A 12,207-nucleotide genomic window follows, 5' to 3' on the forward strand; every position below is an offset into this window, starting at 1 on the left:
ATCGGCGCGGTGCGCTTCCCCGCCATCGGCGAGCTGCCGTATCTGCTCACCCTCGCGGGGCACGGCTTCTACTGGTTCCGGCTCTCCCGAGTCGACTCCCGCACCGGCCGTAGGCGCTGAGCGTGCGGAGCCGAGGAAAGGACGCGTCACCATGACGAAGACCGTTGACCCGCCCCGGAGCACTACCGCGGGCCTGGACCGGGCGCTGGTCTCACTGGGCGGGCTGCTGCGCGACTGGCTGCCCCGGCAGCGCTGGTTCGCGGGCAAGGACCGGCCCGTCACGGAGCTGTCCGTGCTGTCCGTGACCGAACTCTTCCCCAGCTGCCTGCACCTGCTGGTCCACGCCGACCACTCCCCCGGCGGGGGCGCCGCCCCGTCCGGCGACTGCTACCAGCTGCTGCTCGGCGTCCGCGAACACCGCGCGCCCGCCCTGGAGCGGGCCTGCCTGGGCCGGGCCGTGAAGGGCCCGCTGGCCGGGCTCGCGGTCTACGACGCCCTGCAGGACCCGCACGCCGCCGAACTGCTCCTGGAGCGGCTGCGCATACCCGGCACGGCGGGCCCGCTGCGCTTCGAGACGGCCCCGCGGGCCCGGATACCCGGTGGACTTACCCCGCGGCTGCTGGACGCCGACCAGTCCAACTCCTCCCTGGTGTACGGCGACTCCTACATCCTGAAGGTGTTCCGGCGGATCCAGCCCGGCGTCAACCCGGACCTGGAGGTGCCCGGCGCGCTGGCCGCGCAGGGCTGCCCGCGGGTGCCTGCGCCGGTGGCCTGGTTCCGGACCACCGAGCCGAGCCCGGCGACGCTCGGGGTGCTGCAGCCCTTCCTGCCGAACGCGGCCGACGGCTGGACCCTCGCCCAGCGCGCGCTCGCCGCCGAGGACGACTTCACCACCGAGGCGCACGAGCTGGGCCGGGCCACCGCGGAGGTGCATCTCGCGCTCGCCGCCGCCCTCCCGTCCGCCGTCCACGACGAACACCGCCGCACCGCCGAGGCGATGTCGGCACGGCTGGACGCGGCCGCGCACGCGGTGCCGGCGCTGCGGCCGTTCGTACCCGGGCTGCGCGGCGCCTTCGACGCGCTGGCCACCTGTGACACTGGGCCGCTCGCCCAGCGGATCCACGGCGATCTCCATCTCGGGCAGGTGCTGCGAGCGGACCACGAATGGTTCGTCATCGACTTCGAGGGCGAGCCGTCCCGGCCGCTCGCCGAGCGGCGCGGCACCCAGTCGCCGGTGCGCGACGTCGCCGGGATGCTGCGGTCCTTCGACTACGCGGCCCGGCAGCGCCGCCCCTGGCGCCCGGAGTGGGCCCGCCGCTGCCGGGAGGCCTACTGCGCGGGTTACGCTGCCCGGGCCGGCTGGGACCCGCGCGAGACGCACGCCCTGCTGCGCGCCCATGAGACGGACCGCGCGGTGTACGAGGTGGTGTACGAGGCCAGGCACCGGCCGGCCTGGCTTCCGGTTCCGATGGCCGCGATCGAGCGGCTCGCCCGCTGGAGAGGCTGACGTCATGGCACTGCGCGACTCCTCGCTCCCGGAGCCCTCCGGCCCCTCCCGTCCCACGGCCCCGCCCCTGGACGCCGCCGACCGCGGGCGCCTGCTCGCGGGCGCCCACCACGATCCGCACGCCCTGCTCGGCGCCCGCCCGGTGGACGGCGGCACGCTGTTCCGCGCGCTGCGCCCGCACGCCCGCGCCGTGGCCGTGCTGGCCGACGGGGTCCGCAGCCCCCTGGCCCCGGAGGGCGACGGGCTCTTCGCGGCCGTGCTGCCCTACCCCGAGGTCCCGTCGTACACGCTCCTCGTCGAGTACGGGGACGGGGCGGACGGCGTGCACGAGGTCCACGACCCGTACCGCTTCCCGCCCGCGCTCGGCGAGTTCGACCTGCACCTGATCCGGGAGGGGCGGCACGAACAGCTGTGGAAGGCGCTCGGGGCCGAGCCGATGACCCATGAAGGGGTGGCCGGCACCCGGTTCACCGTATGGGCGCCGAACGCCCAGGGGGTGCGGGTCGCCGGGGACTTCACGTGCTGGGACGGCACGCAGTTCCCGATGCGTTCGCTCGGCGCGGCCGGGGTGTGGGAGGTGTTCTTGCCGGGGGTGGGCGACGGCGCCCGGTACAAGTTCGAGATCACCTCCCGGTACGGCGGCCGGTTCCTGAAGGCGGACCCGATGGCCCGGCGGACGGAGGTGCCGCCGGCGACCGCGTCGATCGTGACGGTGTCCCGGCACGAGTGGGCGGACGCCCGGTGGATGGCGCACCGCGGTGACGTGCCGGTGCACGAGGCGCCGTTCTCGGTGTACGAGGTGCACCTGCCGTCCTGGCGTCCCGGCCTGACCTACCGGGAACTCGCCGAGCGGCTGCCCGCCTACGTCGGCGACCTGGGCTTCACGCACGTCGAGTTCATGCCGGTCGCCGAGCACCCCTTCGGCGGCTCCTGGGGCTACCAGGTCACCGGCTTCTACGCGCCGACCTCCCGGCTCGGCACCCCCGACGACTTCAGGTACCTGGTCGACGCCCTGCACCGGGCGGGCATCGGCGTGATCATGGACTGGGTGCCGGCCCACTTCCCGAAGGACGACTGGGCGCTGGCCCGCTTCGACGGGGACCCGCTGTACGAGCCCGGGGACGAGCGGCGGGCCGAGCATCCGGACTGGGGGACCTACGAGTTCGATCTCGGCCGGGTGGAGGTGCGCAACTTCCTGGTCGCCAACGCCGTGTACTGGTGCGAGGAGTTCCACGTCGACGGGCTGCGGGTGGACGCGGTCGCCTCGATGCTCTACCTCGACTACTCGCGGGACTCCGGGCAGTGGACGCCCAACGTGTTCGGCGGGCGCGAGGACCTGGACGCGGTGGCGTTCCTCCAGGAGATGAACGCGACCGTGTACCGGCGGGCGCCGGGCGTGGTGACCATCGCCGAGGAGTCCACCGCGTGGGACGGGGTGACCCGGCCGACCGACAGCGGCGGGCTGGGCTTCGGGCTGAAGTGGAACATGGGCTGGATGCACGACTCGCTGGAGTACATCCGGCACGAGCCCGTCCACCGCAAGTACCACCACAACGAGATGACCTTCTCGATGGTCTACGCGTACAGCGAGAACTACGTCCTGCCGATATCCCATGACGAAGTGGTCCACGGCAAGCGGTCCCTGGTGTCGAAGATGCCCGGCGACTGGTGGCAGCAGCGTGCCAACCACCGCGCGTATCTGGCCTTCATGTGGGCCCATCCGGGCAAGCAACTGCTCTTCATGGGGCAGGAGTTCGCCCAGGGCGCGGAGTGGTCGCACGCCGACGGCCCCGACTGGTGGCTGCTCGACCCGGGGTACGGGGCCGAGGCCGATCACCGGGGTGTCCGGGATCTGGTCCGCGATCTCAACTCCGCCTACCGCGCGCGCCCCGCGCTGTGGCAGCGCGACACCGATCCGGCGGGCTTCCAGTGGGTCGTGGGGGACGCGGCCGAGGACAACGTCTTCGCCTTCCTGAGGTTCGATGCCGAGGCCCGGCCGCTGCTGGCGGTCTCCAACCTCTCCCCCGTGGTCCGCCCCGGCTACCGGCTGAGCGTGCCCAAGGGCCTCCCCGTCTGGCAGGAGATCCTCAACACCGACAGTGCCCGGTACGGCGGCGGGGACGTCGTCAGCCGGGGGCCGCTGCTCGCCGACGACGGGGCCGTGCGGCTCACGCTGCCCCCGCTCGGCACGGTGTGGCTGGAGCCTGTCGCCCCGTAGCCCGCCGAGGGCCCCGGCACGTGTTTCCGCGGCCGGGGCCGGGCAGTCCGGGGTGAAAGACCCCGCCGCGCCCGGTCGCGGCCCGGCCGGAGGGCGGTTCCAAGTGCTGCGTACCGTCGGAGTGGAGGAAGAACTCCTGCTGGTCCACCCGGACAGCGGGGAGCCCATGCCCTGGTCGGCCGCCGTCCTCGACCGCGCCGCCCGGGAAGATCCCGGACAGGCCGTGTTCCAGATGGAGCTGTTCGGGCAGATGCTGGAGCTCGCGACCAGTCCGCAGCGGGACATGGCCGAGCTCGGCGCCGAGATCGCGCGGTGCCGCAAGGAGGCGGGCCGGCTGGCGGGCGAGATCGGCTGCGCGGTGGCGGCGCTGGCCACCTGTCCCCTGCCGGTCGACCCGGCGCTCACCCGCCACGAGCGCTACCACTGGATGGCCGGGCGGTACGGCGCCGCCATGGCCGACTGGTTCGTCTGCGGCTGCCATGTACACGTGTCGGTCGAGTCCGACGAGGAAGGGGTCGCCGTCCTCGACCGGATCCGGCCCTGGCTTCCGGTGCTGCGCGCGCTCAGCGTCAACTCGCCGTACTGGCAGGGCCGGGACTCCGGTTACGCCAGCTTCCGCAGCCGGCTGTGGGCGCGCGGCCCGTCGGCTGGGCCGACCGAGCTGTTCGGCTCGGCCGAGCGCTACCGGCGGCGGGTCGCGGACATGGTGGCCAGCGGGGTCATCCTCGACACGGGGATGGTGTACTTCGACGCCCGCCTGTCCACGCGCTACCCGACGGTGGAGATCCGGGTGGCCGACGTGTGCCTGCGGGCGGACACCACCGTCCTCGTCGCCACGCTGATCCGCGCACTGGTGGAGACGGCCGCGCGCGACTGGCGGGCCGGGCGGCCGCCGCTCGACCCCGGCGTGAGCATGCTCCGGCTGGCCGCCTGGCTGGCCGCCCGCGACGGCCTGGACCGCGACCTTCTCGACCCCGTGACCCTGCGGCCCCGGCCCGCGGCCGACGTGGTGCGCGCGCTGCTGGCCCACACCGCGGACGCGCTCGCGGACAGCGGGGACACGGTGGGCGCCGAGGAGGCCGTCGCACAGCTGCTGTACCGGGGCACCGGCGCCCGCGAGCAGCGGTCGTTCCTGGAGCGCACCGGGAGCCTGCGGGACGTCGTCGTGGAGTGCGTGCGCCGCACCCAGGGCTGAGCTTCGTCATCAGGCGGAAACGAGTTGACCGTTCCCGACACGAGCCGCACTCCTCTGGGCTACATTCGACCCGCATCGACGACAGTACTGATCGGGAGGGTAACCCTCCGTACATCCAGGAGCAGCGCATGCGCGACTACGCCCTCGCTCCGACGGCCGCTTCGACCCTGACCGGCGGGCTCGCCGACATCGTTTTCGAGACGGCGGACCGGAACCCCGCACTGCCGGTACTGGCGCGCCGGCCCGAGGCCGCGGCGCGCTGGGAGCAGGTCACCGCGGCCGAGCTGCGGGACGAGGTCGTGGACCTGGCCAAGGGGCTGATCGCGTCGGGGATCTCACCCGGGCAGCGGGTGGCCGTGATGGCGCGGACGCGCTACGAGTGGACGGTGTTCGGCCTCGCGCTGTGGTCGGTGGGGGCGGAGATCGTCCCGATCCATCCGACGTCCTCGCGGGACCAGGTCGAGTGGATCCTGCGGGACGCCGGCTGTGTGGCCGTGGTGGTCGAGGACGAGCAGGCGGTGATGACCGTCGGCACCGTGTGCGAGGGGCTGCCCGGACTCAAGCACGTGTGGCAGCTGGACGCGGACGCGCTGCCCGAGCTGGTGCGCAAGGGCGTCTTCGTCCCGCTGACCACGGTGGAGTCGCTGCGCCGGATCGTGATGCCGGACTCCACGGCGGCCATCACCTACACCTCCGGCACCTCGGGCCGCCCGCTGGGCTGCGCGCTGAGCCACCGCGGGCTGGCCTACCCCTGCGACACGCTGCTGGCGGGCTGGGGGCACACCGCGGCGCGCCAGGGCGAACAGGCCTCCGTCCTGGCCTTCCTGCCGTTCTCGCACGTGTACGGACTGATGATCATGGTGATCTGTCTGCGCGGCGGGATCCTGATGGGGCACGAGCCGGAGATGACCGAGGCCGCGCTGGCCGAGGCGCTGCGCACGTTCCGGCCGACCTATCTCTACGCCGTGCCGTCGGTGCTGGAGAAGGTGTACAAGACGTTCCTGCGCACCTCACAGCAGCACGGCCGGGGGGCGCTGTTCGAGCGGGCCGCGCAGACCGCGCGGGACTTCGCGGCGGCCCTGGAGCGGCAGCGGCTGGGCACCGGCGCTGGCCCGGGCTTCGACCTGCGGCTGCAACACGCCCTGTACGAGCGGACGGTGTACCGCAAGCTGCGCGGGGCGCTCGGCGGACGGGTGCTGCGGGCCACGTCCGGCGGCTCCTCGCTCAGCCGGGAACTCACCCTGTTCTACGAGGGCATCGGACTGTACGTCCACGACGGCTACGGCCTGACCGAGTCCAGCGGCGGGATCACCATGCAGCCGCTGGGCCGGGAGAAGTCGGGCACGGTCGGCCAGGCCCTGCCGGGCACCCAGATCCAGGTGGCCGACGACGGTGAGATCCTGGTGCGCGGGCCGTCGGTGTTCCAGGGGTACGTCGGTGACGACTACGCGACCCGGGCCGCGCTGCGCGGCGGCTGGCTGGCCACCGGGGACATCGGGCGGCTGGACTCCGAGGGCTATCTGACCATCACCGGCCGCAAGAAGGACATCATCATCACCAGCAGCGGCAAGAGTGTGGCCCCGGCCCCGCTGGAGCAGCGGCTGCGGATGCACCCGCTGGTGCACCAGGCGGTGGTCGTCGGCGACGACCGGCCCTGTGTGGGCGCGCTGATCACCCTGGACCCCGACTTCCTCGCGCACTGGCGGGGGGCGCTGGCGGTGCCGGGCGACGCGCCCGGGCGCGAGGCACGCGAGGAGAACGCGCTGCGCGAGGAGATCGCCCGCGCCATCACGTCCGCCAACAGCGTGGTCTCGCGCTCCGAGTCGATCCGGGTCTACCGGGTGCTCCAGGAACCGTTCGCCCCGGGCAACGGCATGCTGACACCGTCGATGAAGCTGCGCCGGGACGCCATCGCGCGCCACTACGCGGCCGAGATCGACGCCATGTACCAGGCCCGCTCGCAGGCGGTACGCCGGGCCGGCCGGCCGGAGCCGGCCGACTGGGACGACTCGGACAACGTCTTCCGCTGAGCGGATCACGCGTATTCGCCGCCGGGGTGGGAACTCGCGGCGAAGAAGAGGAGACCAACGCGACGACGGCCCCCTCGCGGGGCTGAAAGAGACGAGATGGGGACCGGACCACGACGGGACGACAGACGATCCGCGGAGGAGACCGACGGCTGCACGGTCTCCTTCCCGGGGCGCCTGCGCGATGTGACCGGCGCCCGGCTCGCGGCCGACGGCTACCTCGCGGGCCTCGCCCGCACCTCACCGCCCACCGGACCCGACTGCTGGAACGACATCCTGCTGGTCGTGACGGAACTGGCCGCCAACGTCGTCCAGTACGCGCCGGGGCCCTTCGAGCTGCGGATGCGCCGTACGTACGACGGCGTCCACGTCACGATGCACGACTCCAGCCGGGTCCGGCCCGAGCCGCGGCCCTTCCTCCCGCAGGGGGGCGGGGGCGGCATCGGCTGGCATCTGCTGCACAGCCTGTGCGACCAGGTCAGCGTGGTCGTCACCGAAGACGGAAAGGACGTCCACGCCTTCCTGCCCTGGTGAGGGCCGGCCGCGGTCACTCGGGCCGGTGCGCGACCACTCCGAACATCGTGACGGACATGTGCACCGCGCCCCGCTCGGCGGCCTCGGCGAGATCGGCGTACAGGGTGTCCCGCTGCTCCTCCGTGACGGCGCCGGTGCGCACGGCGGACTCGCCGAGCATACGGATCAGCGGCCAGGCGACCGAGCGGTGGTCCTGGAGCAGGGCCTGCGAGCCGCGGTCGTCCACCACGAACCCGGCGGCGCTCAGCTGGCCGACCAGCCGGCGCCCGGAGTAGGGGTTGGCGCCGCCCAGGGCGGCCGACGTCAGCGCCCGCACCACCGCCGGGTCGCCGGGGTGCAGGAGGGTGGTCCCCCAGTCGGTGTCCAGCACGGCCACCCGGCCGCCGGGACGCAGCACCCGGGCCATCTCCGCGATCGCCCGGCCGGGCTCATGGAGGTGCTGCAGGACCCGCTCGCACCACACGACGTCCATCGAGCCGTCCGGCACCGGCAGGGCCTCCGCGTCGCCGTGCAGGAAGCGGGCCCGGCTGTGGGCGGAGCGCTCCTCGGCGACCGCGCGCAGACTCGGGTTGACCTCGACGCCGATGGCGACGCCGTCCGGAGCGGCCGCGTCGGCCAGGGCCCGGGTCTGCGAGCCGGTTCCGGAGCCCACGTCGAGGAGCCGTTCGCCGGGCCGCACCGCCAGTGCCTCCTCGGCCCAGGCGCGCAGCCGCCGTACGCCGGGGTTGGCGTCCTGACTGTCGAGGGCGGCCACCAGCGGGGAGACGCGGTCCGGGTCGATGTGCCGCTTCTGGAAGCCCGTTCCGGGCTGGGTCTGCGCCATGGCGGGCACTCTACTGGCGTACGTGATCGCCGTGGGACCGCCTCTGCCCGGACGGAGGTCCGCCGCATGTCTGTGCGACATCCGGTTTCCTGCGGCGGTCCAGGGGCATGCTGGAGCCCACGCGTTCGGCTCCCTGCCCCGCCCGGCTGGCACAACGGCGTCGGGCACGGTGGGATCGATGTGGTGCGAAGCAAGCGTTCCTGGGCACGCGAACGGCGTTGAGCCGGACGGCCCGGAACAGCGGAAAGGGATGGACACCGTGACACGACCCAGGATCCTGGTGGTGGGCGCAGGCTTCGCCGGAGTGGGATGCGTGCGCCGCCTGGAGCGGAAACTCTCCCCCGACGAAGCCGATGTCACCCTGGTGTCGCCGACTTCCTACCAGCTCTACCTGCCCCTGTTGCCGCAGGTCGCCTCGGGAGTGCTGACGCCCCAGTCGATCGCCGTCTCACTGCGGCGCAGCAAGAGGTACCGCACCCGGATCATCCCCGGCGGCGCGATCGGGGTGGACCTGAAGTCCAAGGTGTGCGTCGTGCGCACCATCACCGACCGGCTCGTCGACGAGCGGTACGACTACATCGTGCTGGCCCCGGGAAGTGTCACCCGCACCTTCGACATTCCCGGCCTGACCGAGCACGCGTTCGGGATGAAGACCCTCGCCGAGGCCGCCTACATCCGCGACCACGTCATCTCCCAGCTCGACCTGGCCGACGCCAGCGACAACCCGGCCGAGCGCGCGGCGCGGCTGCAGTTCGTGGTGGTCGGCGGCGGTTACGCGGGCACCGAGACCGCGGCCTGTCTGCAGAAGCTCACGCACGCGGCGCTGCACCGCTACCCGAACCTGGACCCGAAGCTGATCAGGTGGCACCTGATCGACATCGCGCCGAAGCTGATGCCGGAGCTCGGCGACAAGCTCGGCCGCAGTGCCCAGGAAGTGCTGCGCCGCCGCGGCATCGAGGTCTCCCTGGGGGTGTCGATCGCGAAGGCGGGCCCCGAGGAGGTCACCTTCACCGACGGCCGTGTGGTGCCCACCCACACACTGATCTGGACGGCCGGGGTGGCCGCCAGCCCGTTGATCGCCACCCTGGGCGCGGAGACGGTCCGCGGACGTCTGGCGGTCACCGCCGAGATGACCCTGCCCGGCCACGACGGGGTGTTCGCGCTCGGTGACGCGGCGGCCGTACCGGACAAGGCGAAGGACGAGGCGGGCGCGGTCTGCCCGCCGACCGCGCAGCACGCCATGCGGCAGGGCGGTGCGGTCGCCGACAACGTCATCGCGGCCCTGCGGGGCCGGCCGCTCCACCCGTACGCGCACAGGGACCTGGGGCTGGTGGTGGATCTCGGCGGCAAGGACGCGGTCTCCAAGCCGCTGGGCATCGAACTGCGCGGCCTGCCCGCCCAGGCGGTGGCCCGCGGCTACCACTGGTCGGCGCTGCGCACCAACGTGGCCAAGACCCGGGTCGCGACCAACTGGCTGCTGAACGCGCTGGCCGGTGACGACTTCGTACGCACCGGCTTCCAGTCCCGCAAGCCCGCCCGGCTCAAGGACTTCGAGTACACGGACACCTATCTGACGCCGGAGCAGGTCCGGGCGCGCGCCGAGGGGCCCGAAGCCCCCGGTGCCGCCCAGGCGTGACGCGGAGCGCGGCTCGGTGAGAGCGGCGGGACGGCCGGGGTGGGCGGAGGTCCGGGGGCGGCTCGCGGCGGCCGACCCCGGTCTGCTCCGGTTCACCGCCGGTCTGCGCACGGTCGTCTCGGTCGCGCTCACGCTCGCCGTGCTGGCGGCGCTGCGGTTCGACGTGACCCATCTGGTGGCCGGAGCCATCGCGGCGATGGTCGCCACCTTCGCGATCCGGGAGAAGGGGCGGCCGCAGCAGGCCGTCACGCTCGCCCTGGGCCTGCCGGTGGCACTCGCCTCGATGTCGCTGGGCGCGCTGCTCGACTCGCGGGTGGTGATCGGCGACCTGTTCTTCGTGGCGCTCATCTTCTGCGCGGTCTACAGCCGCCGTTTCGGCGACCGGGGAACGGCGCTCGGGCTGATCGGCTTCCAGATCTACTTCGCCTCGCTGTTCGTGCACGCGACCGTGCCCGCGCTGCCGGGCCTCTATGTCACGATCACGGTCGCGTTCGGCTGCGCGGCCCTGGCACGGTTCGTGCTGGTGCGGCAGACGGCCGCGGGCATCCTGGACCGGCTGCGGCGCGCCTTCCGGGCCCGCTTCGCCCAACTGGTCTCCGCGCAGGCCGAGTTGCTCGATGCGGGACCGGACGGTCTGGACCGCGCGGTGGAGGAGGTCCGGGTCAGGACCGCCCGGCTGCACGAGACGGCGCTGCTGATCCAGGGGCGGCTCACGGACGGCACCTCGGACGAGGCGGTGGCCAGGCTGGTGCAGCGCCGGATAGCGGACGCCGAGATCGCGGCCGAACGGCTCGGGCTGCTGCTGCTCACCGCCCGCAGCGCCGAGCGGGCGAACACGCTCACCCTCCATCTGCCGGGTGCCCCGCTGCCGTCGGCCGCCGTGGAGCCGGTGCGGGACGAGGCGATGGAGCGGCTGCGACTCGATCTGGAGGCGCTGCGGCTGCTGGTGCTGCGGCCGGCCGGACCCGAGCGGGGGACCGCGCTGGCCCGGCTGCGCAACCGGCTGCTCGGCTACCGCGAGGGGGAGGACCTGCCGGCCGCGCCGGCCGCCGTCCAGGACGTGTTCCGGGGCATCGGCGAGGCCGCGCGGTCGGTGCTGGGGCTGCGGATCGCGCTGGACGGGCCGCAGGACGAGTCGGACGACACCCCGGCCACCTCCCGGTCCCGGGAGGAACTGGACGCCGAGGACGCGGCCATCGAGGGCGCCGGGGAGGCGACCGGACTGCGCCGGCCGACCACGCGGGCGGCGGTGCAGGTGGCGGTCGGCTCCTCGCTGGCCATCGTGGGCGGCGAGTTCCTGTCCGCCCAGCGCTGGTACTGGGCGGTGCTGACCTGCTGGATCGTGTTCATCAACACCGCGTCCACCGGCGAGATCCTGGTCAAGGGCTACCGGCGGCTGCTGGGCACGGTCCTTGGCGTGGTGGCCGGCATCGTGCTCGCGGGACTGGTCGGGCACCACACCTGGACCGCGTTCGGGCTGGTGCTGCTGTTCATCTTCGCGATGTTCTACTCGGCACCGCTGTCGTACACCCTGATGTCGTTCTTCGTCACGGCGATGCTGGGCCTGCTGTACACGCTGCTGAACACCTACAGCCTGCACGTGCTGGTCCTGCGGGTGGCGGAGACGGCGCTCGGCGCGGTGTGCGGGGTGATCGCGGCCGCGGTGGTGCTGCCGGTGCGCACGGACCGCCGTACCGACGAACTGCTCGCGGGGACGCTGGACCGGCTGGCCGACGTCACCCGGGCCGCCGCCGACCAGTTGAGCGGGGCGCCGCCGGCCGACCTGGTGGAGAAGGCCCGTGCCCTGGACCAGGCGCTGGCCGATCTGGCGGCGGCCGTGCAGCCGCTGACACATCCGATCACCCCGCTGCGCGCCCGCCGGGACACCGCGCGCTATGTGGTCGCGCTCCTGGAGACGTGCGCCTATCACGCGCGGTCCCTCGCGGCGACGGCGGAGCTGCTGCCCGCGCACCCGTCGATCGCGGCGGATCCCCGGCTGCGCGGGGCGGCGCAGCGGATCGTGCACAACATCGAGACGATCGCCGCCCAGGTCGCCGGCCGGCCGCCCGTCCTCCCCGGGATCGAGACCGGCCCCAGCATCACGGCGATGCTGGAGCCGGGCACGCTGGGCGCCCCGCGCTACGGCCGGGTGACCGACCGGGTGCTGCGCCATCTGCAGCGCCTCGACGAGGCGGTGGTGGGCCTGGCCCGGCCGCTGGGGGTGCCGGTGCGGCCGCCCGCGGCCGCCTGACCGGGCAGGCCGGGGC

Annotated in this window: 8 protein-coding genes and 1 pseudogene; 8 read left to right on the forward strand and 1 reads right to left on the reverse strand. The window is 73.5% G+C overall.

Annotation, left to right across the window (positions count from 1 at the left end; all coding sequences use genetic code 11):
• The 6 genes and pseudogenes from LQ326_RS31075 to LQ326_RS31100 all read left to right on the forward strand — a co-directional run.
• Window positions 1–120, forward strand: a pseudogene (locus LQ326_RS31075) (alpha-glucosidase C-terminal domain-containing protein); the annotation flags it as partial.
• A 31-nt stretch (window positions 121–151) separates the two neighbouring features.
• Window positions 152–1,507, forward strand: a complete 1,356-nt coding sequence (locus LQ326_RS31080; RefSeq protein ID WP_234542375.1) for a maltokinase N-terminal cap-like domain-containing protein — start codon at window positions 152–154, stop codon at window positions 1,505–1,507.
• Window positions 1,508–1,511: 4 nt separating this feature from the next.
• Window positions 1,512–3,725: a 1,4-alpha-glucan branching enzyme gene (gene glgB / locus LQ326_RS31085; RefSeq protein WP_234542376.1), complete on the forward strand. Its 2,214-nt coding sequence runs from the start codon at window positions 1,512–1,514 to the stop codon at window positions 3,723–3,725.
• Between the two features lie 106 nt (window positions 3,726–3,831).
• Complete coding sequence (locus LQ326_RS31090; protein ID WP_234542467.1) at window positions 3,832–4,920, forward strand: glutamate--cysteine ligase 2; 1,089 nt, start codon at window positions 3,832–3,834, stop codon at window positions 4,918–4,920.
• 128 nt (window positions 4,921–5,048) lie between these two features.
• Entirely contained in the window at window positions 5,049–6,950 is a 1,902-nt protein-coding gene (locus LQ326_RS31095; RefSeq protein ID WP_234542377.1) for an AMP-dependent synthetase/ligase, read from the forward strand.
• A 96-nt stretch (window positions 6,951–7,046) separates the two neighbouring features.
• Window positions 7,047–7,481 (forward strand): ATP-binding protein, encoded by a 435-nt coding sequence (locus tag LQ326_RS31100; RefSeq protein ID WP_234542378.1) that lies wholly within the window; start codon window positions 7,047–7,049, stop codon window positions 7,479–7,481.
• 13 nt (window positions 7,482–7,494) lie between these two features.
• On the opposite strand, the gene LQ326_RS31105 is transcribed toward LQ326_RS31100, so the two are convergent.
• Window positions 7,495–8,304 (reverse strand): methyltransferase domain-containing protein, encoded by an 810-nt coding sequence (locus LQ326_RS31105; RefSeq protein WP_234542379.1) that lies wholly within the window; start codon window positions 8,302–8,304, stop codon window positions 7,495–7,497.
• A gap of 250 nt (window positions 8,305–8,554) precedes the next feature.
• On the opposite strand from LQ326_RS31105, the gene LQ326_RS31110 reads away from it, so the two are divergent.
• Complete coding sequence (locus LQ326_RS31110; protein ID WP_234542380.1) at window positions 8,555–9,940, forward strand: NAD(P)/FAD-dependent oxidoreductase; 1,386 nt, start codon at window positions 8,555–8,557, stop codon at window positions 9,938–9,940.
• A 16-nt stretch (window positions 9,941–9,956) separates the two neighbouring features.
• Complete coding sequence (locus LQ326_RS31115; protein ID WP_234542381.1) at window positions 9,957–12,191, forward strand: FUSC family protein; 2,235 nt, start codon at window positions 9,957–9,959, stop codon at window positions 12,189–12,191.
• The last annotated feature ends 16 nt before the right edge of the window (window positions 12,192–12,207 follow it).

Origin of the sequence: Streptomyces shenzhenensis (assembly GCF_021462265.1) — a bacterium.
GTDB classification, from domain to species: Bacteria; Actinomycetota; Actinomycetes; order Streptomycetales; family Streptomycetaceae; genus Streptomyces; species Streptomyces shenzhenensis.